We start from the raw sequence: 22,605 nt of genomic DNA on the forward strand, positions 1-22,605 counted from the left end.
CCATGCAGGAAATGAAACTTCAGGAGCTTAAAAGCAAAAACCCGACCGACCTCATCGCATTTGCCGAATCTCTGGAAGTCGAGAACGCGAGCGTCCTGCGCAAACAGGAACTGATGTTTGCCATTCTCAAGAAACTGGCGTCGCAAGATGTCGAGATCATTGGCGAAGGCGTGGTCGAAGTCCTTCAGGACGGGTTTGGTTTTCTTCGTTCCGCAAATGCGAACTACCTCCCCGGGCCGGATGACATCTATATCTCGCCTTCGCAGATCCGGCGTTTCTCGCTGAAGACGGGCGACACGGTCGAGGGTCCGATTCGCAGCCCGAAGGAAGGCGAACGATATTTCGCGCTCCTGAAGGTCAACACCATCAATTTCGAGGATCCGGAGAAGATCCGTCACAAGATCCATTTCGACAATCTGACGCCGCTCTATCCGAACGAACGGCTCCGGATGGAAATAGACGTGCCGACGGGCAAGGATCTATCGGCCCGCGTGATCGACCTGGTTTCCCCGCTGGGCAAGGGACAGCGCGGGCTGATCGTCGCACCGCCGCGGACCGGCAAGACGGTGCTTCTCCAGAACATCGCCCACTCGATCACCGCCAACCATCCGGAATGCTACCTGATCGTGCTGCTGATCGACGAGCGTCCCGAAGAAGTGACCGACATGCAGCGTTCGGTGAAGGGCGAAGTGGTGTCGTCCACCTTCGACGAGCCGGCGGTGCGCCATGTACAGGTCGCGGAAATGGTGATCGAGAAGGCAAAGCGCCTCGTCGAACACGGCCGCGACGTTGTCATCCTGCTTGATTCGATCACCCGTCTTGGCCGCGCCTACAACACCGTCGTACCGTCTTCGGGCAAGGTCCTGACCGGCGGTGTGGACGCCAACGCCCTCCAGAGGCCAAAGCGTTTCTTCGGTGCGGCCCGCAATATCGAGGAGGGTGGATCCCTGACGATCATCGCAACCGCCCTGATCGATACCGGCAGCCGTATGGACGAAGTGATTTTCGAGGAATTCAAGGGCACGGGCAACTCAGAGATCGTTCTGGACCGAAAGGTTGCGGACAAGCGGATCTTCCCGGCGATGGATATTCTCAAGTCGGGGACACGCAAGGAAGATCTCCTCGTGCAACGCCAGGATCTTCAGAAGATCTTCGTGCTGCGTCGCATTCTGGCCCCGATGGGTACGACCGATGCGATCGAGTTCCTGATCGACAAGCTGAAGCAGACGAAGAGCAACTCAGATTTCTTCGATTCGATGAATACGTGACCGATTCGGTTCCGTAACATCCAGACCGATTCGGATCCGTTTCATCCTGCGGTGCCGCATGACGACAGGAGACACCATCTTTGCCCTGAGCAGCGGCGCTTTGCCGGCAGGGATTGCTGTCGTGCGAATTTCCGGGCCGGATGCCGCAAGGGTCGGATTTATCGTCGAGGGAGAACTGCCGAAGGGCCGGAGACCGGTGCTGCGTCTTCTCTCGAATGATCGCCACGGGATCATCGACAGGGCCATGATCCTGCGGATGCGGGCACCGAATTCGTTCACGGGTGAAGACACGGTTGAACTCCACCTTCATGGCGGCAAAGCGGTTGTCTCTGCCTGCCTGCAAGCGCTGGCTTCGATCAACGGGTTTCGGATGGCGGAACCCGGCGAGTTCACGCACCGGGCGTTCCTGAACGGAAAGATCGATCTTCATGAGGCCGAGGCGTTGAGCGACCTCATTGCCGCCGAGACCGAAGTTCAAAGGCGTCTGTCGATCGAGAACAGCAGCGGGTCGAATGCCGCCATCTGGTCGCAATGGATGGCAGCGTTGACCGAAGCCCGGGCGTTGCTCGAAGCGGAACTCGACTTTTCCGATGAAGAGGATGTACCGGGCTCGATGCGGGACGTCATCGGTTCCAGGCTTGAGGCCATCTCGGAGAGGATGGAACGAGAACTGAAGCAGGTTCACAGTGCAGAAATCATGCGCGACGGTTTTCGCGTCGTGCTGACAGGGAAGCCGAATGTCGGCAAGTCGAGCTTGCTGAATGCCTTGGCGAAACGTGATGTCGCCATTGTCTCTGAAGAAGCAGGCACGACCCGCGATCTCGTCGAAGTCGCCCTTGATCTCAACGGTTACAAGGTGATCCTGACAGATACCGCAGGCATGCGCGAGACGACCGGCGTGGTGGAGAAAATCGGAATCGAACGCGCGGTGGCCGCAATCGAGGCGGCGGATCTCGTGCTTCACGTCACCAGCGCCGATCAGTCCGGCGTCGACGTCGTCCCGGAATTCCCATCCGCGAGGGTATGGCGGATCGCAAACAAGCAGGATCTTGCCGAAACAGCTTCGTTTCATGCGGATTTCCGTGTTTCCGCACTGTCCGGGGAAGGGCTGGATACACTCTTGGAAGCAATCGGCCGCCTGGTAAAAGACCTCACAATTGCCGGTGACAATGCGCCCCTCCTTTTCAAGGAGCGGCATGCGATCCTCTGTTCCCAGGCTAAGGCCGCGATAGCGAACGCCTTGCCGTTGCTCGAGGAACAGCCCGAACTGGCTGCAGAAGAATTGCGGCGCGCCATGATGTTCATCGGCAGGGTAACCGGTGCGGTCGATGTCGAGGACTTGTTGGGTGTGATATTTTCCCGATTCTGCATCGGCAAATGATTCACGTGAAACACATCCATGTAGCGTTTCACGTGAAACCATCGGTGGGTTCCGTTTGATCCTGTGTCCGCTGTGCGCTATCGGATGGGTCAAATCATGGAAAGTTGGACCGGAAAGACCGGCAGAGAAGGCAAGCAGGATGAACAAGTACGATGTCATCGTGATTGGTGGCGGTCATGCTGGATGCGAAGCAGCATCGGCGGCGGCACGAGCCGGTGCGAGCACTGCCCTCGTCACCATGAAGCTGGATCAGATCGGCGTCATGTCGTGCAACCCGGCGATTGGCGGACTGGGCAAGGGACATCTCGTCCGCGAAATCGATGCGCTGGACGGACTCATGGGCGTGGCGGCAGACAAGGCCGGTATCCAGTTCAGGCTTCTCAACCGGAAAAAAGGTGCTGCAGTCCGAGGGCCGCGTACCCAGGCGGACCGTCTCTTGTACCGGAAAGCCATCCAGTCGGCATTGAAGAACCAGAACGGCCTTGATCTGGTGGAAGGCGAAGTCGTTCGGTTGAAAATGAATGGTCACCGGGTCATTGGCGTGGTTCTCTCCGACAAGACCGTGATTGACTGTTCTTCCGTCGTGATTACGACAGGAACGTTTCTCGGTGGCCTTATCCATATCGGCGAGCGCCAGATCAGGGCAGGTCGCATGGGAGAAGATCCATCGATGGGTCTGTCCGCGGACCTGCAGGCGTTGGGTTTGCCGATGGGCCGGTTGAAAACGGGGACGCCGCCGCGCATCGATGGCCGGACGATCGACTGGTCGGTTCTGGAGATGCAGGAAGCCGACGAAGATCCGGTTCCGTTCTCCCTGTTGACGGAAAAGATCACCAACCCCCAGGTGAAATGCGGCATATCGAGAACGACCGCCCGCACACACGCCGTCATTCGCGAAAACCTGACGCGCTCGGCGATGTATTCCGGCCGGATCGAGAGCAAGGGGCCACGTTACTGTCCTTCCATCGAGGACAAGATCGTCCGTTTTGGCGACCGCGACGGCCATCAGGTCTTTCTCGAACCGGAAGGTCTCGATGACGACACGGTTTATCCGAACGGGATTTCGACATCTTTGCCGGAAGATGTCCAGGCAGAATTCATCAGGACGCTGCCGGGACTTGAAGAGGCCGTGATCCTTCAACCGGGCTATGCCATTGAGTATGATCATGTCGATCCGCGTTGCCTGACATCGGCGCTGTCACTCAAGAACGCCGACGGCTTGTTCATGGCCGGTCAGATCAATGGAACGACGGGTTACGAAGAAGCGGGCGCGCAGGGAATTGTTGCCGGACTCAACGCTGCGCGGCACGCCTTGGGACAGCACCTTGTCCGGTTCCATCGGAGTGACAGTTATATCGGGGTCATGATTGATGACCTGGTAAACCGCGGTATTACAGAGCCTTACCGGATGTTCACATCAAGGGCTGAGTATCGTCTTTCATTGCGCGCGGACAATGCGGACCTTCGTCTCACCCCGCTCGGGCTTCAATACGGTGTGGTCGGTGAATACCGGCGGCGCGCGTTTGAAGGCTTGAAGCAAAGGTACGATCTTGGCGCGTCATTGCTCCGCGGTATTTCCCTGACGCCGGAAAAGGCGGATGAATTCGGATTCCGGCTCAACAGGGATGGCAAGCGGCGTAATGGTATGGAATTGCTGTCCATGAGCGATGCAAGTATCGCGCAGTTCGAGCTGATAGACGAGCGGATCGGTGCCTTGCCGGACAAGGTAAAGGCATTGCTTGAAACAGAAGCAAAGTATGCGGTTTATCTTGAGCGGCAGAAGGCGGATATCGCGCTCGCCGAAAAGGAAGAACATCTGGCTGTTCCGGCGTCGTTTGAATATGATCAGATTTCCGGTCTGTCGAATGAGCTGAAATCGCGGCTGGCCCTGCTGAAGCCGGCTTCCATCGGTGAGGCAAGGCGAATTGAAGGCATGACTCCAGCAGCGTTGGCATTGTTGATTGCGCATGTCCGGCGGGAGTCTTCCGGCTACAGGGCGAAGGCGGGATGAGTGATTATGACGACCTGTGCCGCATCGCGCCCGGCGTTTCACGTGAAACATACGATCATCTGAAACGCTTTCAGTCGGAATTCGAGGCCTGGAACTCCCGTATCAACCTGTCTTCGTCCGGGACCATGAAGGAGTTCTGGTCCCGGCATGTTCTCGATTCCGCCCAGATCTGGTCGATAGCGATGAAGATCGGGGAGTCCGGAGGCTCCTGGGTCGATCTCGGTTCCGGAGGCGGTTTGCCCGGTATGGTCATTGCCATCCTGAACAAGGAGAAGGGTTTTCCGGTCACGCTGATCGAGAGCAATCGCAAGAAGACCGGTTTTCTTCATAGCGTGAATGCAAGGACCGGAGCGGGGGCGGTAATCCGTTCCGGCCGCATCGAGGACGAAGTGATTCACGTGAAACAGCCGGATTTTGTGACGGCGCGGGCCTTGGCGCCGCTGGACAAGCTGTTGTCTCTTTCGCATCCCTTGTTTTCCGAGAGGACGCGAGCCTTTTTTCCAAAAGGCCGTGGATACCGGCAGGAGATCGAAGAAAGCAGGCGAAACTGGTCTTTCGATCTGGTAGAACATGACAGCGCCATAGACGTTGAAAGTTCCATTCTCGAAATCAGACGGCCTGTTCGGCGCTGAAACTCGACGATACAGCCGAATCCCTGGCGTCACGGATGCAAGACAATGAGCAAACGAACCCGGATCATTACCCTTGCCAACCAGAAGGGCGGGGTCGGAAAGACCACAACCGCGATCAATCTCGGTACCGCCTTGGCCGCTATCGGCGAGAAGGTGCTCATCATTGACCTTGATCCGCAGGGCAATGCGAGTACCGGTCTTGGGATCGAGCGCTCCGATCGCGTCGTCTCTGCGTATGATGTCCTGGTCGGCGAACGTTCATTGACCGAATCAACGATAAGAAGCGCCGTTCCCGAGCTGGATATCGTCCCTTCGACCATGGATCTGCTCGGCGTGGAGATGGAGATCGCCAATTCGGCCGATCGTGTCCTGCGTTTGCGCAACGCGATCCGCAATGATGCACATGGCTACAGCTATATCCTGATCGACTGCCCGCCTTCGTTGAATCTCCTGACCTTGAACGCAATGGCTGCCGCCGATTCGGTGCTCGTCCCACTGCAGTGCGAGTTCTTTGCGCTCGAAGGTCTCAGCCAGTTGCTTCAGACAGTCGAGCAGGTCCGCGCAAACATCAATCCGGCGCTGGAAATCCAAGGCATTGTTCTCACCATGTATGACGGCCGCAACAATCTCGCCAACCAGGTGGTCGACGATGTCCGGGCGCATATGGGGGACAAGGTCTACAATACCGTCATTCCGCGCAATGTCCGTATTTCGGAGGCGCCGTCACATGGAAAGCCGGCGATTCTCTACGATCTCAAGTGCAGTGGAAGCCAGGCATATTTGCAGCTTGCCTCCGAGGTGATCCGGCGTGAACGCCGCCTCCAGGCTGCCTGATCATATTTGCCGCCATCTGAAAGTGGACTCTCATGAACGAAGATCCTTCAAAAAGAAGACTTGGGCGCGGCCTGGCAGCGTTGATTGGCGAGATGGACAAGCCTGAAGCCGATACGGAAAAGCCGCGGACAAAAGCCGACGGAAAGGCACCCATCGAGTTGATCGGCCGCAATCCGCGCAACCCGAGGCGACATTTTTCCGAAGACGACCTGAAGGATCTCGCGCAATCGATCCGCGAGCATGGCGTCGTGCAGCCGGTCGTCGTCCGCCCCCGCCCGGGCCATCCCGGCCAGTATGAGATCATTGCCGGTGAGCGGCGTTGGCGCGCGGCCCAGATGGCGGGTCTGGTGGAGGTGCCTGTCCTGGTGCGGGAGGTCGATGACCGGGTAGCACTGGAACTGGCGATTGTGGAAAATGTCCAGCGGTCCGATCTCAATCCCGTCGAAGAGGCGATGGGCTATCAGCAATTGATCGAGGATCACAATTATACCCAGGCCGATCTCGCCCAGGTCATCGGCAAGAGCCGAAGCCATGTTGCAAACACGCTTCGGCTGCTGAAACTGCCGGACGACGTCCGCACGATGCTGGTGAACGGAGATCTCTCGGCCGGACACGCGCGCACGCTGATCACGGCCGACGATCCGACCGGACTCGCGCGGCGTATCGTGCGCGACGGATTGTCCGTGCGTCAGGCAGAGGCGTTGCAACAGACGCCGGACAAGCGGGGCGGCTCGAAAGCCCAGGGAACGAAATCGCAAAAGGATGCCGATACGATTGCGCTGGAGCGGCTGGTCGGCGATGCCTTGGGCATGAAGGTGAATATCGACCACGGATCGAATGGCGGTGTGGTGCGGATCGCCTATGCGAATCTCGAGCAACTGGACGAGGTCTGCCGCCGGCTCCAGCGTTGACTGCCTAGGCTCCAACCCGCGAATACGCGAGACATGAGCCGGCAAATCATGTGCCGGCCCGTGCAATTATCAGCTAGCGCGGCGCGAGCGGACGCTTTCAATCGCCAGGGCGAGAAGCGTCTGGCGGGTTGTCTCCACTTCCAGCGCAGGATTGCGCCTTGCGTCCAGGATCGTCGTTTGCAGGCGATCCAGCGCCCTCGCAATCCGCTCTGCCGTCCAGGCTGAGAGCGCGGCCTCCATGGCGGGGCGCCGCGCGAAAAATACCGGCGGTCGCGCAGCGGCGACCGCCGCCTGGGCCGATTTTCCACCCGAATCCATGGACAGGCGGAGTTCCTGCAATTGCGCGAACCGGCGCATGGCAGCAGACAGGATGAGGAATGGCGGGTTCCCGGCCGCGATCAAGCGCCGGACGGCGAGATCGAGTTGATCGAGATGCCCGGTGATGGCTGCATCGACAGCATCGTCCGCCGATGTCGCGGCGACATCGCCTATGGATTCGGCCACATCCTCGACCGTGATCTGGGGCTTGCCCATCGCATAAAGCGCCAGCTTGCCGATTTCAGCACGGCTTGCGAGCCTGTCTCCGCCGAGCCCCGCCTTCAACAATTCGCGTGCTTCCAGCGTGATCGTCTGGCCGGCAGCCGCCAGTTCCTCGTTGATGAGATGATCGAGCTTGCGCGCGTCATCGGCATAACAGGGCAGTGCCATGCCGGTTCGGGCCGCCTCGACGATCCCGCGCAAGCCGGTGGCGCCCTTTTTCAGGTCGCCGGCTTCGATGAGGATGACGCAATCCGCCGGTGGCGATTCGCACAGGATGCGCACCGCGGAGACGAGCCCCTTCTGTGCGCCGCCGCCGCCGATCCAGATCAGGCGAAGCCCACCGAACATCGACACCATGCGTGCCTCGTCGATCAGCCTGCCGGCATCATTGCCGATGTCATCGGCATCCATTCTTATCGTCGAGAACGGATCATCAAGCGGAATCCCGGTGGCATTGGCAAACTTGCGCGCCCGCTCGCTGACCACGCCCCGGTCCGTCCCGTAGATCAGCACGATCCGGACGGAGGGGTCGGGCCGGGCCAGCCAGGCATCGGCTTCATGTGCTTTTTTCTGGGCCATGTGATTCCAATGTTTGGCACATCCTTTATCGTGGGCGCCAGACGCTGCCCGCGCAAGGCAGGCAATGGGGCAGGCCATGGAGAAAATTCCCGGGGACCGCTCGATCACGCCGCTGACCATACGGAAAACAAAAGGCCCGGCTTGCGCCAGGCCTTTTGTTTAATGGAGCGGGCGAAGGGATTCGAACCCTCGACCCCAACCTTGGCAAGGTTGTGCTCTACCCCTGAGCTACACCCGCTCGATCACGGAACAATGCCCGCGAGCGGCGCCTATATCGCCGAAGCCGCTCCGGATTGCAAGAGGCAAAAACAGTAAAACGGCGCGCCGCGGCATTTTTTCGGACCCGTCCCCCACACGGCCTTCGCGGGCGCGCAAGAACAGGACATGGCTTGTTTCGGGATGCCCGTTCAGGCAAAACCACGCCATGAAGACAGGAGAAGGGGGACAGACATGGCAAAAGGGGAAGCCGAACTCCTGGCCTTTCTGGCGGAACTTGGAATTCCGGTCAGAACGGTGACACACGAGCCGCTCTTCACCGTGGCGCAGTCGCAAGCCCTGCGTGGCCAGATCCCGGGCGGACACACCAAGAACCTGTTTCTCAAGGACAAGAAGGACAACTACTTCCTTCTCACGGTGGAAGAGGAGGCAGAGGTCGACCTCAAGCAGATCCACAAGGTGATCGGGGCTGCCAGCCGTGTTTCCTTCGGCAAGGCGGAAGCCATGGAAGCGCTGCTCGGCGTATCGCCCGGTGCCGTGACGGCATTCGGCGTCATCAATGACGACAAGGGGGCGGTCCGGATCTACATCGATGAATCGCTGCTCGGTCACCCGGTCGTCAACTGCCATCCGCTCGTGAACACGGCCACGACTTCCATCGCGCCGGGCGACCTCCTGCGCTTCATAGAGGCGACCGGACACAGGCCGCACATCTTGAATCTCGCCGAACAAATCGCAAAGTAAACGGCAACGCGCCGGATGACCGGCCTCTTGCGGAGCATTTCCATGACGAACGGCAACAATCCCTACCAGACAGGCCAGACCGGCTACGACACAACCATGACCTTCGGCGATGCCGGAACCGGCAAGGCCGGTTCCGGCGACCTGATCAAGGACACGACGACGGCCGGCTTCCGCGCCGATGTGATCGAGGAATCGAGGAAGCAGCCGGTTCTGGTGGATTTCTGGGCGCCCTGGTGCGGACCCTGCCGCCAGCTCGGGCCGGCCATCGAAAAAGTGGTCCGGGAAGCGCGCGGGAAGGTCAAGCTCGTCAAGATGAACATCGACGAACATCCGCAGATCGCCGGCCAGCTCGGTGTCCAGTCCATTCCGGCCGTGTTCGCCTTCGTCAACGGCCAGCCAGTCGACGGCTTCATGGGCGCGCTGCCCGAAACGCAGATCAGGCAGTTCATCGAAAAGCTCGCCGGTCCAGCCGATGACGGCCTCACGGAAGCGCTGGAAGCGGCGCAGAAGGCGCGCGACGAGGGCGACAACCCGTCAGCGCTGCAGATTTACGGCGCCATTCTTCAGCAGGACCCGGAGAATGCGGACGTGCTGGGTCATGCGGCGACCGTGCTGTACGAAATGGGGGACAAGGATCAGGCCAACCAGATCCTGGACCGTGTGCCAGCCGGCAAGCAGGAGGCTGAAACGGTCAAGGCGCTGAAGGCCCGCATGGCGCTTGATGCGGAAGTCGGGTCGCTTGGCGATCCGATGGAACTGGCGCGGCGCCTCGCGGACAATCCGGATGACCATGAGGCGCGAATGGACCTGGCGAAGATCGAAAACGCACGCGGCGACCGCCAGAAGGCCGCCGAGCACCTCCTCGCGATCATCAAGGCGGACAGGAACTGGAACGAAGACGCTGCGCGCAACCAGCTGCTTACCTTCTTCGAGGCCTGGGGCATGAGCGATCCTGCGACGCTGTCGGCACGCCGCCGGCTCTCGTCGCTGCTGTTCTCCTGAACGCCGGCCGAGTTTTCCTCCAAGCCTTGAGATTCGGCGCGCCCGGCCCATCTTTCGGAGAAGGTGCAGAGAGGAGAGGTATATCCATGCAGGTTGGCAATGCCCGCTACCGGGACGAGAGCGACCTGGCGGCCGTGATCCCGGTGTTTCCGCTCTCCGGCGCGCTTCTGTTGCCGGGTGGGCGGATGCCGCTCAACATCTTCGAACCGCGTTATCTGCAAATGGTGGATGATGCCCTGGCCGGAAACCGCCATATCGGGATGATCCAGCCGGCGCTGGACGGATGCCGGCGCGATGACGGTGAACCCGCCTTGTGCCGCATGGGCTGCATGGGTCGGATCACGTCCTTCGCCGAGACCGGTGACGGCCGTTACATCATTTCGCTCGACGGCGTCACGCGGTTTCGCGTGATCGAGGAACTCAATGTGCGCACGCCTTACCGGCAGGCGCGCGTCTCCCATTTCATCGCCGATCTCAAGCAGGACGAACAGGAAAGCTCGATCAACCGGGAAGCGCTTCTTGCAGCATTCCGGGCCTATCTCGATGCCAATGACATGGAAGCCGACTGGGAAAGCGTGATGCGTGCGGGCAATGTGACGCTCGTCAATGCACTGTCCATGATGGCGCCCTACGGTTCGGCGGAAAAACAGGCCTTGCTGGAAGCCGCGGACCTGAAGGCACGCGCCGATACGCTGGTGGCGATGACGGAGATGGCCTTGCGCGACCAGGACGAGTCACCGGTCAACCTGCAATAGGGGCATGCAATGGCAGCGGATACCGAACGGCGCATGCAGATCGACCCGCGCATGCTGGAGCTTCTCGTCTGCCCGCTGACCAAGTCCACGCTGGTTTACGACCGGGATCGCAACGAACTGGTTTCCAAGGCCGCCCGGCTGGCCTATCCGGTCCATGGCGGCATTCCGATCCTGCTTCCTTCCGAAGCCCGGCAGATCGAGGACTGAGCGGTAAAGACCGCTTTTGACAGGGACCGGCGGCGGCATTGCCGGCCATTGCAAGTCCTCAGTCAGTCAGGCAACTTGGGTGCATGCGGAGGCACCCTTGAGCAAGAGCGGCAACAGCAAGAGGCAGGCGCTCGCGGCTTCGGCCGCGGAACTGTTCTGGACGCGGGGCTATGCCGCCACGTCCATTGCCGACATCGCGACGCAGGCGCGTGTGCCGCTTGGGAATGTCTATTACTACTACAAGACAAAGGGCGATCTGGCGCAGGCCGTCGCCGACATTTTTGTCGGCGAGACCCAGGGAATGATCGACACGATCAGCGCGGAGAATCTCGAGCCGCGCGCCCGTCTTGCCGGTCTTGTCGACCGCCTGTCCCGGTCCTTGCGTTCACGTGTCGATCATGGCTGCCCCATTTCCCTGTGCGTGCGCGATTTCAGGCGCGACCATCCGCCGGCATCGGCCCGCGCGGCGGAAAGTTTCGCGCTGCTGATCGGTTTCGCGGCCAGGGAACTGGGGCGGCTGGGAATCCGGCCGTCCATCGCGCTCAACATTGCGCGGTCCGCCATTGCCGAATGGCAGGGCGGCATCGCGCTAGCCCATGCGCTTGGCGATGCCGCCATCCTGTCGGAGAGTTTCCGCCGCATGGAACATCTGTTGCTCTCCCCGGCGCGGGGCTGAGGGCATCAAGGCAGTTTTCCGGGCGGCCGGACAGCGCCGGTCTTCGCCCGGCTGGAAAACGGGCTTTCCTTCCGCATTTGTCCCGCGCCGGTCTTCGTCCGGCTGGAAAATGCTTTGCCAGTGCGCATTTGTCCCGCGCCAGACTTCGTCCGGCTGGAAAATGCTAGTGAAAATTCCGGCCCTTCGGCATGACCGCGCCGGCCTTTCGGGACAGCAGATCGGAAGCCAGGTCAGGTTCCTCCTTCAACAGTCTGCCCAGCCTCGAAGCCGGTTTTACCCTTTCGCGCATGTCCTCGATGGGGCGGCGCACCTCGTCGGCATTGGCGAGGCTGTCGATCAGAAGCGATTCCTCCGACAGTCCCGTCAGCAGCGGGGTTGCGTCCTCGAGGCGGCTGGCCACCACGTGAATGACGCCCGATTCGCTTTGCAACCGTCCGGCCACGCGAACCAGCCGTGCGCCCAGGACGATGGCGCGGAATCGCTCCAGCACCTTGGGCCAGACAATGATGTTGGCGACACCGGTCTCGTCTTCCAGCGTCATGAACACCACGCCCTTGGCGGATCCCGGACGCTGGCGCACCAGCACAAGGCCGCAGACCTCGACGAAGCGGCCCGAGGGTGTCCGCTCAAGAGTTTCGCTGGAAAGAACGCCCGCCCGGCCGAGACGCGCGCGCAGGAAGGAGAGCGGATGAGCCTTCAGCGACAGCGACAGGCTGCGGTAGTCGTGGATCACCTGTTCGCCGGGCGGCATGGGTGGCAGGTGTGCATCAGGCTCCTGGTCGCGCAACACCATTCCCGGCCGGTCGAACAGGGGCAGGTGTTCGGCCGCCTGCCCGCCATCCAGCGCCTGTGCCGCCCAGAGCGCGGTCCGCCGGTCCAGGCCGAGCGAGCCAAAGGCATCCGCCTCGGCCAGCTTCGCAATGACGGCAGGGCCAAGGCCCGAGCGCAGCCAAAGGTCGCGCACCGAATCGTAACCGCGCCCGCGCGCGGCAACGAGGCGTGCCATGTCGGCCTCGGCCAGTCCCTTGATCTGGCGCAAGCCCAGCCGCACCGCCTTGCGTGTCCGGATGACGCCGTTCATTTCGCGATGGCGCGGGGCAATGCGGGCAGGATCGAAACCGCCCTCTTCCAGCGTCGAATCCCAGCCGGAATGGTTGATGTCGGGCGGGCGCACCTCCACGCCATGCTCGCGGGCATCGCGCACAAGCTGGGCCGGCGCGTAGAAGCCCATGGGCTGGGCATTGAGAATGGCCGCGCAGAAGACATCGGGATAGCGCGCCTTCAGCCAGCAGGAGGCATAGACCAGCAGGGCGAACGAGGCGGCGTGGCTTTCGGGAAAGCCGTATTCGCCGAAGCCCTCGATCTGGCGGAAGCAGCGCTCGGCGAATTCGCGGTCATAGCCATTGGCCGCCATGCCTTCGATCATCTTCTTCTGGAAGGTGTGGATCGTGCCGACACGACGGAATGTGGCCATGGCGCGGCGCAGCCTGTCGGCCTCGGCGGGCGAGAAACCGGCGGCGACGATGGCGATCTTCATGGCCTGTTCCTGGAACAGCGGCACGCCGAGCGTCTTGCCAAGCACCTGTTCGAGTTCCCGGCTGGGATAGGTGACCGCCTCCTTGCCCTGCCGGCGGCGCAGATAGGGATGCACCATGTCGCCCTGGATGGGGCCGGGGCGCACGATGGCGACCTCGATTACGAGATCGTAGAATTCCTTCGGCTTCAGCCGCGGCAGCATGGTCATCTGCGCCCGGCTTTCGATCTGGAAGACGCCCACGGTGTCGGCGCGGCAGATCATGGCATAGACTTCCCCTTCCTCCTTCGGAATGGTGGCCAGTGTCAGGGCCTCGCCGTAATGGGCCTGCAACAGGGCGAAGGCGCGCGACAGGCAGGTGAGCATGCCCAGCGCCAGCACGTCGATCTTGAGGATGCCGAGCGCGTCGAGATCGTCCTTGTCCCATTCCACCATGGTGCGCCCGTCCATGGCCGAACGCGTGACCGGCACCACCTCGTCGAGCCGGTCCTTCGTGATGACGAAGCCGCCGACATGCTGCGACAGGTGGCGGGGAAAGCCGATGATGTCGGAGGCCAGCCGCAGGACATGGGCTGTTCCGGCGCTTTTCGTGTCGAGGCCACCGGCCCTCGCCTCGCGCTCGCCGGGTCCCGACGACGACCAGCCCCAGACCGAACCGGACATGGCGGCAATTGCATCGGCCGAGAGTCCCATGACCTTGCCCACCTCGCGCAGGGCGGAGCGGGCGCGATAGGTGATGACGGTCGCGGCCAGGCCGGCGCGGTCGCGGCCATATTTGGCGTAGATATACTGGATCACCTCCTCGCGCCGCTCATGCTCGAAATCGACGTCGATGTCGGGCGGTTCGCGCCGTTCCGGCGAAATGAAGCGCTCGAACAGGAGGTCGGTGAGCGCCGGATCCACCTCCGTGATGCCGATGCAGTAGCAGACGGTGGAATTGGCGGCCGAGCCCCGGCCCTGGCACAGAATGCCCTTCGAGCGCGCAAAACGGACGATGTCGTGAACGGTGAGGAAATAGCGCGCATAGTCCAGTTCGCCGATGAGCCGGAGTTCGTGGCGGATCTGTGCCTTCACCCTGTCCGGCACGCCCGCGGGATAGCGTTGCGCCGCGCCCTGCCAGGAAAGGCGCTCCAGTTCCTCTTGCGGCGTGGCGCTCCGGCCGCAGGGTTCATCGGGATATTCATGGCGCAGTTCGTCCAGTGAAAACGACAATTCGCCGGCAAAGTTCACGGTTTCCCCGATGGCTTCCGGACAGAAGCGGAACAGGCGGGCCATGGCATCCGGGGAGCGCAAACAGGCCTCGCCATTGGCCGACAGCCCGTAGCCGGCCCTTTCCACCGGCTTTCCGAGACGGATGGCGGCAAGCACGTCGGCGAGATCGCGCCGGGCGGGAGCATGAAAGCGCGCCTCGGCGATTGCCATTGGCGGCACCCCGGTCTTTCGGGCAAGGATCATGGCAGCGGCGAGACGGCGCTCGTTCATGCCATCGAATGTCGGCGGAATACCCAGCCGCAGGCTGGCGCCGAAACGGCTTTTCAAGGCTGTCAGCCGGGCGAGGCGATCGGCTTCCGGCCTGTGCGGCTCGTCAAGGCAGACAAGCCCCATGCCATCGCCCCATTCCACCAGGTCCCGTGTGAGCAGGACCGGAGCGCCCTTTTCGCCGCGCATGTTGGCTGCCGTCAGCATGCGGCAGAGATTGGCCCAGCCACGGCGGTGCTTCGGATAGGCAAGAACCGGCCCTGCATTATCTGCAAAGACCAGCCGCGCGCCGGGATGGAAGGCAAGACCGGCCTCGCGCGCGGCCTGGTGCAGGCGCACCACCCCGGCCACGGAATTGCGGTCGGCAAGGCCGAGGGCCGAGAGGCCGAGGCGCTTGCCCGTCACCGCCAGTTCTTCCGGATGGGATGCGCCTTCCAGGAAAGAGAAGTTCGACCGGCAACCGAATTCGGCATAGGCGGGCATGGCGGCTGCGTCCCTCAGGCAAAGAAGCCGTGCAGGAACCAGCGCACCGGCGCGGCGCCGTCATAGAAACCGGCCCGGTAGAGCCAGAAGCGGCGACCCGTTTCGTCCTCGACGCGCCAGTAATCGCGCACCGGCGTGCCTTCCGGTTGCCGCCACCATTCCGGGCCGATCCGTTCCGGCCCCTCGGCGCGGGCGACGCGGTAATGCACGCGGCGCCAGCGGAAGGAGGCCGGCGGGCCGTCGGGAATGCCGGCAATGGCGTCGACGGGTTCGGGACTGGCAAGCAGGCGGACGGGCCGTGGCGCACATGGTACATGGGCGTGGGGCGCATGGGCGGCGATATCGGGCTTGAGCGCGAGGCTGCCTGCCATGTCCGGAACGGGGGTGAGCAGGACGGCGCGTTCGGGGCAATGGCTTTCCCTGAGGCCTGGCGTCATCAGCACCTGCGGGCCGAAGCGGGCGGCGGCGCGTTCGGCAAAGGCGGCGACAGCCTCCCCGCTGTCCACGGGATCGCCAGCCAGATCGCGCTGGCTTTTCCCGAAGGGCGCGGATGCGAGGACCGACAGGCGCAGGATCTCGAAGCCGCAGCCGGCATCGAGCGTTCCGTCGAGAGCGGCAAGGCGCTCGCGAAACAGGTCGCGAATGGCACGCGGCTCGCGCAATGGCCGCGCCGTGCCGACGGCCAGACGCTTCACCGCGCCGTCGGTGCGCCAGAGCGCCAGTTCCAGCCGCCGGGCGCCCTGGCCGCGTTCCTCCAGCGCCGGTTTCAGCGCACGGGCAAGGCCCTGCGCGATTTCCTCGACATGCTCGGCCAGCATGACCGGTTCGGCCAGCCGGCGTTCGGCGGAAAGGTCGGCCAGGGGCATGAGGGGCGAGACGGTTTCGCCGGTCCTGCCCAATGCCGCATCGAGACGGGCAATGACAGCCGGGCCGAAACGGCGGGCAATGGCGGCGCGCGGCTGGGCGGCCAGGCGGCCGACGGTGGAAAGGCCGACGGCGCGCAGGCCGGTCTCGGCCTTCGGTTCAAGGCGCAAGGCCGAAAGGGGCAGGGGCGACAGGAAAGCTTCTTCCGCGCCGGGGGCGATCATGGCGCCGGGCCGCAGCCGGGCAGCGGCAAAGGCACAGCCGGGCGTCGCAGCCAGGCCGGCCTGAACCGCAAGCCCGAGCGCGCGGGCGCGGGCAACCGCATCCAGCATGAGGGCTTCCTCTCCGCCGAACAGATGGGCGCAGCCGGCAATGTCCAGGAACAGGCCATCGCTGCCGTCCAGCCCGGCCAGTGGCGTATAGCGTGTCGCCCACTGTGCCAGATGCTTCAGGAAACGGGTGTCGGCTGCCGGATCGGCCGGCAGGACCTCGATTTCCGGATGCATGGCCCGTGCGGCCGCGAGGCCAATACCGGGCGCAAGGCCCAGACCGGAGGCCTTTTCGCAGCAGGCTGAAAGGCGCTGCGTATTGGCCACGGTTTCGGCCAGCACCAGCGGCGGGCGTTCAGCCGCGCCGGCGGGCGGACGGGTCCGCCAGGTCCGGCCGAGGCGCATGGCCAGTATCCGGTCGGTGGGCAGACAGGGAAACCACAGCGCCAGGATGCGCCGGGCGGCGGACGGGCTGCCGTTCCGCCGATCCGTCGGGCCGCAGGACAAATCGCTGTTCATCACGGTTCCACTCCAGTGTCAGGTCACGGGTTTCGCTGGCACCCTTGTCGACGGTCAGGCGAAAGGCGGGATTGCCGATCGTGCCATCGAGCGTGACGCCAAAGGCGCTTGCCGGGGCAGAGGGCGCGGCGCGCACCAGAAGCCGCAGCAGGGCCGCCCCCGCTTCCGGACGGGCCGCCTGACGCAGCAGGATGACCGGCCGGCCCGCATGGCGGGCGCGCATGTGCAGGCGGCGTGTGGCGCTCAGGTCGCAGGCGGCAGGGTTGCCGCGCATTTCAAGGATCACGGCGCAAAGTCCGGGCAGCGGCGCCGCCTCGCCGGCGATCCACAGGAGGTCGGCAAGGCGGGGGACTTCGGCCAGAAGAAGACGATGCGGCTCCAGCCCGACCAGACCGGCCAGCCCCGGCGCCCAGGGCATGCCGGCCTCGGCCATGGCCTGGCGTGTCGTCGCCCAGAGCAGCGGCGCCTGCGCCGCGGCGGTCTTGCGCTCACGATGGGCCCGCAGGGCGAGGCCCAGCGCCAGCGCGCCCGCCGCGCCCGCGTCACGCGTTTCCGGCGCGATCACCTCGCTGAGGGCCGCCAGCGGCAGGCCTCCGCCGAGCAACCGGTCGACGCGCCCGTCGCCCGTCGAAACCCGCAGGGCGCGGGTGTGGCGCAAGCCTTCCACCGGGCGGCCATGGGCGCGCAGGAATGTGGCGGCCGCTTCATCCCGTCCGCCATGGTCCGGCGAAACGCGGCTTTCGGCTGCCGCCGGCCCCGGCTGGAGACGGGGCGTGGCGTCCTCGATGGCCGCGATCCGCTGGCGCAGATCACGCAAAAGCTCCTCCGTCACGGCACGGGTGGCCATGGCGCTTGTCCTTTCATGAGGCCCTGCTGCGGACCCAGGCAATGAGCGAGCGCTCTTCCGGCCCGCATATGCAGTGCCAGGTAAACCGCCGCTGTTCATGTTCCTGTTATGTTCTTATGGATTCCAGAGCCGGCGGGATGAGTCAAGCGGGCAGGAAAAGATTCTTGTTTCCGTTCCGGCAGGCCCGCCAGGCGGAATGGGCGCAATGTCCTTCAAACCCGCGGGAAAAACGCCTATATGGGCCCGACAGGAAAAAGTGATGGCCCGTATTTACGCAACCCGCAACTGGCAGACAGCCGCCGCGCCGACGCTCGCCGAGATCGAGCTGATGGCAATGGAGGCCTATGCGCATCTTCCCGGCCAATTCCGGGCGCTGACCGGCGAGATCGTCATCCAGGTGGCCGATTTTCCCGAGGAGGAAATCCTCGACGCGCTGGCGCTGGAAACACCGTTCGACCTGCTCGGCCTGTTCGAGGGCCGCGGCATAGCCGACCGCTGGAATCCGCAGACCGGCGAGGGCCCGAACCGCATCACGCTCTACCGGCGCGCCATTCTCGACTATTGGGCGGAAAGCGACGAGATGCTGGGTGACATCGTCACCCACGTGCTGATCCACGAGATCGGCCATCATTTCGGCCTGTCGGACGACGACATGGCGCGAATCGAGGAACAGGCCGGCTGACCGCCCTTCCCGGCGTCCGTCCTTCGCGTGGGTGAACCCTTCATTAACCATGTTGCCGGAGCATCGGCAGGCAGGGGAAACCTCTTTTCCCTTCCCGGCGTTGAGCGGCCGGGACATGAAGGGATCAAGGGACGAAAGGGAGTGCCATGCACAAGCCGACCCTGCTTATCGTGGAAGACGACGCGTGGCTTGCCATGGATGCCGCCACACAGGCCGAGGCGGCCGGCTATGCCGTCATCCTGGCACAAAGCGTCGCCGAGGCGCAGCGCATCCTGCTGCTCGAGGACGTGGACGGGGCGATTCTCGATTTCAACCTGCCCGACGGCGTGGTGACACCGGTAGCCCATGCGCTGCGCACAGCCGGCCTGCCTTTCTTCGTCGTGTCGGGCGCCAGCCTCGACGCCATCGAAGAGAGCGGGCTGGACAATCCGCCGCTGCTGGCCAAGCCGGTCGACTACCTCAAGGCCATGGCCCTGCTGATGCGCTCCGACGAGGCGCCCGTCCGCAAGCCGCGGCTGGCCGGCTGAGCCGGATCCGCCTTACGGGCAGACCCCGCGCGCGTCGATATAGCGTGCCGACACCCAGCCGCGCGGGCTTGGCCGGCCCCAATAGGGATTGGTGCAGTCACCTGACATGCAGGCCACCTGATACCAGTTGCCGCTGCGGTCCCACACGGACACTTCATCGCCGGCATAGAGTTCGCCGATCTGACGGTAGCGCGATCCCGGACCGGTGCGCACCGCGAGAAAGCCGGTGCCTCGGTCGTGGTCATATTGCGAGATCGGACGCACACCCACCACATAGCCGGTACAATCGCCCGCCGACGCCGGAACGGCCGGCAGGGCCGTTCCCATCGCCACGGCAACCACTGCGAGGAACTTGCGCACCATGTCTCGTCTCCTTTTCTGCATCCTGCGGTCCTTGATTGAAGATGCCAGTGGACGCGGCGGTGCGCGTTGACCGGCATCAAGCGGCGCCGCACAGATCGCGAATCACCTGCTCGAACACGGACATGCCCGTTTCGATGATGTCGTCGGGAAAATCATAGTCGGGTGCATGCAGCGGCGGATGGCCTTCACCCGCGCCCAGGACGAACATGGCGGTGGGGCAGGCCTGGCCGAAGCGGCCGAAATCCTCCGACCAGCGGAACGGGCCCTCCAGCGGCATGACGGGCAGGCCGAGCGATGCAAAGGCGCTCTCGACACGTGCAACGGCGGCGGCATCATTGACATTGGCCGCGAAGCCGTCCGCCGTTTCCATCGCGATCTCCAGCCCATGGCGGGCGGCGGCGGCGCGCGCCAGGTCGTGTGCCATGCGCATCAGCGCATCCTGCGTGACGTCGTCAATGGCGCGCAGGGTGGCCATGACATGGGCCTCGCCCGGCGCGATGCCGAAGGCCTCCTCGCCGAGGCGGGCGTGGACGAGCGTGACGACCGAATGGCCTTCCGGATGCCCAAGCGTCGCGGGCAGGCGCGGCAGGGCCTCGACCAGTTCGCACATGGCGGCGGCCGGGCTCAGCCCGGCTTCCGGCTGGCTGGCATGGGATGTGCGACCGGTCAGGCGGATCGACAGGCCCTCGGAAGCGTAGCACATGGGGCCGGGCCGGATCGCCACGGTCCCTTTTGCCATGCCCGGCAGATTGTGCAGGGCAAAGGCCATGTCCGGCCGGATTTCAGCGAAACGCGGATCGGCCAGCATGGCGGCGGCGCCGGCGCCATTTTCCTCGGCGGGCTGGAACAGGAGGATGGCGCGGCCCTTTCCGACCGGGCGCTCGTGCAGACGCCGGGCAAGGCCGGCGAGAATCGCCATGTGACCGTCGTGACCGCACAGATGCCCGCGTCCCTCGATGGCGGAGCGCCATTCGACCGGTGCCTTGTCGATGATCGGCAGGCCGTCCAGTTCGCTGCGGATCAACACCGAGGGACCGGGATTGCCGGACTCCCAGACCGCCACCACACCATGGCCACCGATGCCCGTGATCAGGTGATCGGGGTGACAATGAACGAGTTCGTCCGCAATGCGTGCGGCCGTCCAGGCTTCATCGCCGGAAACTTCCGGATGGCGGTGCAATGTGCGGCGCAAAGCCGTGAGGTCTTCGAGAAGCGCGCTGTTTACCATTCGCCGAGCTTCATGTCCGGTTCATAGTCCACGCCGTCGACTTCCTTGATGACTGCCTGGCCGCAATGCATCGTGCCGGTCTGGGCGTTGAAGGCATAGCTGGGTGAACCATGCAGCATCCAGCCCTTGTTGAGCGCCGCCGTCACCTTGTGACAGAAGGCGGCGTCATCGGGGCCGGTCAGGAAGCGGTAGAGTTTCATGCCGTTCTCCGTTCAGCGGCCGGCCCGCGCCAGCAGGCGCTCGGCCTGTTCAAGATGCAGCCGCTCGACCATGCGCCCATCCATCGAGATCACGCCCTTGCCTGCATTGGCCGGTTCGGCAAATGCGGCACGGATGGCGAGCGCTTCTTCCACCGCCGCGGCGGAGGGTGAGAAAGCGGCTTTCGCCGGTTCGATCTGTGCCGGGTGAATGAGCGTCTTGCCGTCGAAGCCCTGCGCCGCGCCCTGCGCGCATTCGGCGGCAAAGGCATCGAGATCGCGGAACTGGTTGGAGACGCCATCCAGGACGGCGATGCCGCCCGCGCGCGCGGCCAGCACCATCTGCTGCAGCCAGGGGCGGAGATATTCCCGGTCCGGGGTCATCGCCACGCCGGTATCCTTCACCAGGTCGTTCGTTCCGGCAATGAAACAGCCGAGGCGGGCGCCGGGCTGCAGGGCAAGATCTGCCAGGGCCGGAAGGTTCAGCACGGCGCGCGGCGTCTCGATCATGGCCCAGAGAGCCATGCTTGCGGGCGCATCCGTCTCCGCAAGCGCATCGGCTGCGTCGAGCAGGTCGCCGGGGCCGTCGACCTTGGGCAGGAGGATTGCGTCGGGACGGCAGCCGCGCGCGGCCAGCAGATCCTCCGCGCCCCATTCGCCGGACAGCGCATTGATCCGGATGATCCGCTCGAAAGGCGCGCTGCGATGCTCGCGGAAATGCCGGCGCAAGGCTTCGCGCGCGGCTTCCTTTCCCTCCGGCGTGACCGCATCCTCCAGGTCGAAGATCACGGCATCGGCAGCAAGGCCGGTCACCTTGGCCAGCGCTTTCTCGTTGGAGGCCGGCACGTAAAGCACGGCGCGGCGGGGACGGTGGGAGATTGTCGTCATGAGCCGATCCAGACCAGTTCCACGCAAACGGTTCGCCAGAGCTTGATGGGACGGATTTTCCCGTTTGGCAAGGTCAGGACCGCGCGGGCAGCGTTCCGCCAAAATTTCCTGGTGTTTGCCCGCGGCACCGCGGCGGCCAAACGGAATTCAAGGGCCGCCAGGCAAAAGGCCGGACGCCGGTCAGACCCGGCGCTCCACCATCATCTTCTTGATCTCGGCGATCGCCTTGGCCGGGTTCAGCCCCTTGGGGCAGGCCTGGGCGCAATTCATGATCGTGTGGCAGCGATAGAGCCGAAACGGGTCTTCCAGGTCGTCGAGTCGCTCGCCGGTAGCCTCGTCGCGGCTGTCGATCAGCCAGCGATAGGCCTGCAACAGGGCGGCGGGACCGAGATAGCGGTCGCCGTTCCACCAGTAGCTCGGGCAGGAGGTGGAGCAGCAGGCGCACAGGATGCATTCGTAGAGCCCGTCCAGCTTCTGCCGGTCCTCGTGGCTCTGCAGCCACTCGGTCTCGGGCGCCGGCGTCGTGGTCTGCAGCCATGGCTCGATGGAGCGGTGCTGGGCGTAGAACTGGGTGAGGTCGGGGACAAGGTCCTTGACCACCGGCATGTGCGGCAGCGGGTAGATCTTCACCGCACCGTCGATCTCGTCCATGCCCTTGGTGCAGGCCAGCGTGTTGGTTCCGTCGATGTTCATCGCGCAGGAACCGCAAATGCCCTCGCGGCAGGACCGGCGGAAGGTCAGCGTCGGGTCGATCTTGTTCTTGATGTAGATGATCGCGTCGAGCACCATCGGGCCGCAATCGTCCATGTCGACGTAATAGGTGTCGACCCGGGGATTGGCGTCGTCGTCCGGGCTCCAGCGGTAGACGCGGAATTCACGCAGGTTCTTCGCCCCGGCCGGCTTCGGCCAGGTCTTGCCCTCGGTGATCTGCGAATTCTTCGGAAGTGCGAGTTCAACCATGTCCCGGCT

22 protein-coding genes and 1 tRNA gene are annotated in these 22,605 nt (G+C 63.7%); 13 read left to right on the plus strand and 10 right to left on the minus strand.

Annotated features, from left to right (window positions below; translation table 11 throughout):
* The first annotated feature begins 2 nt into the window (after positions 1 to 2).
* From rho to ACLB6G_RS02490, 6 genes are all read left to right on the plus strand, one after another.
* Positions 3 to 1,268 (plus strand): transcription termination factor Rho, encoded by a 1,266-nt coding sequence (rho, locus tag ACLB6G_RS02465; RefSeq protein WP_410355154.1) that lies wholly within the window; start codon positions 3 to 5, stop codon positions 1,266 to 1,268.
* 58 nt (positions 1,269 to 1,326) lie between these two features.
* Positions 1,327 to 2,649 carry a tRNA uridine-5-carboxymethylaminomethyl(34) synthesis GTPase MnmE gene (gene mnmE, locus ACLB6G_RS02470; RefSeq protein WP_410354521.1) on the plus strand — a complete coding sequence of 441 codons (1,323 nt, stop codon included), beginning with the start codon at positions 1,327 to 1,329 and terminating at the stop codon, positions 2,647 to 2,649.
* A 139-nt stretch (positions 2,650 to 2,788) separates the two neighbouring features.
* Positions 2,789 to 4,660, plus strand: a complete 1,872-nt coding sequence (mnmG, locus tag ACLB6G_RS02475; protein WP_410354522.1) for a tRNA uridine-5-carboxymethylaminomethyl(34) synthesis enzyme MnmG — start codon at positions 2,789 to 2,791, stop codon at positions 4,658 to 4,660.
* Entirely contained in the window at positions 4,657 to 5,292 is a 636-nt protein-coding gene (gene rsmG / locus ACLB6G_RS02480) for a 16S rRNA (guanine(527)-N(7))-methyltransferase RsmG (protein WP_410354523.1), read from the plus strand. The genes mnmG and rsmG overlap by 4 nt, the downstream gene beginning before the upstream one ends.
* A gap of 45 nt (positions 5,293 to 5,337) precedes the next feature.
* Positions 5,338 to 6,126, plus strand: a complete 789-nt coding sequence (locus tag ACLB6G_RS02485) for a ParA family protein (protein WP_410354524.1) — start codon at positions 5,338 to 5,340, stop codon at positions 6,124 to 6,126.
* 32 nt (positions 6,127 to 6,158) lie between these two features.
* Positions 6,159 to 7,037, plus strand: a complete 879-nt coding sequence (locus tag ACLB6G_RS02490) for a ParB/RepB/Spo0J family partition protein (protein WP_410354525.1) — start codon at positions 6,159 to 6,161, stop codon at positions 7,035 to 7,037.
* Positions 7,038 to 7,106: 69 nt separating this feature from the next.
* Here the strand turns inward: ACLB6G_RS02490 and holA are convergent, their stop codons facing one another.
* Positions 7,107 to 8,156 (minus strand): DNA polymerase III subunit delta, encoded by a 1,050-nt coding sequence (holA, locus tag ACLB6G_RS02495; protein ID WP_410354526.1) that lies wholly within the window; start codon positions 8,154 to 8,156, stop codon positions 7,107 to 7,109.
* Between the two features lie 163 nt (positions 8,157 to 8,319).
* Positions 8,320 to 8,394, minus strand: a tRNA-Gly gene (locus ACLB6G_RS02500).
* Between the two features lie 212 nt (positions 8,395 to 8,606).
* On the opposite strand from ACLB6G_RS02500, the gene ACLB6G_RS02505 reads away from it, so the two are divergent.
* The 5 genes from ACLB6G_RS02505 to ACLB6G_RS02525 all read left to right on the plus strand — a co-directional run bounded on the left by ACLB6G_RS02505 (position 8,607) and on the right by ACLB6G_RS02525 (position 11,756).
* Positions 8,607 to 9,116, plus strand: a complete 510-nt coding sequence (locus ACLB6G_RS02505) for a prolyl-tRNA synthetase associated domain-containing protein (RefSeq protein WP_410354527.1) — start codon at positions 8,607 to 8,609, stop codon at positions 9,114 to 9,116.
* A gap of 42 nt (positions 9,117 to 9,158) precedes the next feature.
* Positions 9,159 to 10,118, plus strand: coding sequence for a thioredoxin (gene trxA / locus ACLB6G_RS02510; protein ID WP_410354528.1), 960 nt, complete (start codon positions 9,159 to 9,161; stop codon positions 10,116 to 10,118).
* An 86-nt stretch (positions 10,119 to 10,204) separates the two neighbouring features.
* Entirely contained in the window at positions 10,205 to 10,873 is a 669-nt protein-coding gene (locus tag ACLB6G_RS02515) for an LON peptidase substrate-binding domain-containing protein (RefSeq protein ID WP_410354529.1), read from the plus strand.
* Between the two features lie 9 nt (positions 10,874 to 10,882).
* Complete coding sequence (locus tag ACLB6G_RS02520) at positions 10,883 to 11,080, plus strand: Trm112 family protein (RefSeq protein ID WP_410354530.1); 198 nt, start codon at positions 10,883 to 10,885, stop codon at positions 11,078 to 11,080.
* A 97-nt stretch (positions 11,081 to 11,177) separates the two neighbouring features.
* The gene (locus ACLB6G_RS02525) at positions 11,178 to 11,756 is read left to right on the plus strand and encodes a TetR/AcrR family transcriptional regulator (protein WP_410354531.1); all 579 of its coding nucleotides are present in this window, start codon (positions 11,178 to 11,180) and stop codon (positions 11,754 to 11,756) included.
* Positions 11,757 to 11,919: 163 nt separating this feature from the next.
* Here ACLB6G_RS02525 and ACLB6G_RS02530 read toward each other — a convergent pair whose 3' ends face one another.
* From ACLB6G_RS02530 to ACLB6G_RS02540, 3 genes are read right to left on the minus strand one after another with little or no spacing between them, the layout of a single operon-like run.
* On the minus strand, positions 11,920 to 15,252 hold the full coding sequence (locus ACLB6G_RS02530) for an error-prone DNA polymerase (protein WP_410354532.1): 3,333 nt from the start codon (positions 15,250 to 15,252) through the stop codon (positions 11,920 to 11,922).
* Between the two features lie 14 nt (positions 15,253 to 15,266).
* Positions 15,267 to 16,790, minus strand: a complete 1,524-nt coding sequence (locus ACLB6G_RS02535; protein ID WP_410354533.1) for a Y-family DNA polymerase — start codon at positions 16,788 to 16,790, stop codon at positions 15,267 to 15,269.
* Positions 16,741 to 17,751: a hypothetical protein gene (locus ACLB6G_RS02540; RefSeq protein ID WP_410354534.1), complete on the minus strand. Its 1,011-nt coding sequence runs from the start codon at positions 17,749 to 17,751 to the stop codon at positions 16,741 to 16,743. The genes ACLB6G_RS02535 and ACLB6G_RS02540 overlap by 50 nt, the downstream gene beginning before the upstream one ends.
* A gap of 259 nt (positions 17,752 to 18,010) precedes the next feature.
* Between ACLB6G_RS02540 and ACLB6G_RS02545 the strand changes: the two genes are divergently transcribed.
* Both ACLB6G_RS02545 and ACLB6G_RS02550 read left to right on the plus strand, forming a co-directional pair.
* Positions 18,011 to 18,433: a metallopeptidase family protein gene (locus tag ACLB6G_RS02545; protein ID WP_410354535.1), complete on the plus strand. Its 423-nt coding sequence runs from the start codon at positions 18,011 to 18,013 to the stop codon at positions 18,431 to 18,433.
* Positions 18,434 to 18,579: 146 nt separating this feature from the next.
* A complete protein-coding gene (locus ACLB6G_RS02550; protein WP_410354536.1) occupies positions 18,580 to 18,960 on the plus strand; it encodes a response regulator in 381 nt (126 codons plus the stop codon).
* A gap of 12 nt (positions 18,961 to 18,972) precedes the next feature.
* Here ACLB6G_RS02550 and ACLB6G_RS02555 read toward each other — a convergent pair whose 3' ends face one another.
* From ACLB6G_RS02555 to ACLB6G_RS02575, 5 genes are all read right to left on the minus strand, one after another.
* Positions 18,973 to 19,323: an SH3 domain-containing protein gene (locus ACLB6G_RS02555; RefSeq protein WP_410354537.1), complete on the minus strand. Its 351-nt coding sequence runs from the start codon at positions 19,321 to 19,323 to the stop codon at positions 18,973 to 18,975.
* A 76-nt stretch (positions 19,324 to 19,399) separates the two neighbouring features.
* Positions 19,400 to 20,551, minus strand: a complete 1,152-nt coding sequence (locus tag ACLB6G_RS02560; protein WP_410354538.1) for an amidohydrolase — start codon at positions 20,549 to 20,551, stop codon at positions 19,400 to 19,402.
* Positions 20,545 to 20,751 (minus strand): DUF1737 domain-containing protein, encoded by a 207-nt coding sequence (locus tag ACLB6G_RS02565; RefSeq protein WP_410354539.1) that lies wholly within the window; start codon positions 20,749 to 20,751, stop codon positions 20,545 to 20,547. The genes ACLB6G_RS02560 and ACLB6G_RS02565 overlap by 7 nt, the downstream gene beginning before the upstream one ends.
* 12 nt (positions 20,752 to 20,763) lie before the next feature.
* A complete protein-coding gene (locus tag ACLB6G_RS02570) occupies positions 20,764 to 21,636 on the minus strand; it encodes an HpcH/HpaI aldolase/citrate lyase family protein (RefSeq protein WP_410354540.1) in 873 nt (290 codons plus the stop codon).
* Positions 21,637 to 21,816: 180 nt separating this feature from the next.
* Positions 21,817 to 22,596, minus strand: coding sequence for a succinate dehydrogenase iron-sulfur subunit (locus ACLB6G_RS02575; RefSeq protein ID WP_410354541.1), 780 nt, complete (start codon positions 22,594 to 22,596; stop codon positions 21,817 to 21,819).
* Between the last annotated feature and the right edge of the window lie 9 nt (positions 22,597 to 22,605).

Source organism: Zhengella sedimenti (assembly GCF_046506625.1).
GTDB lineage: Bacteria > Pseudomonadota > Alphaproteobacteria > Rhizobiales > Rhizobiaceae > Zhengella > Zhengella sedimenti.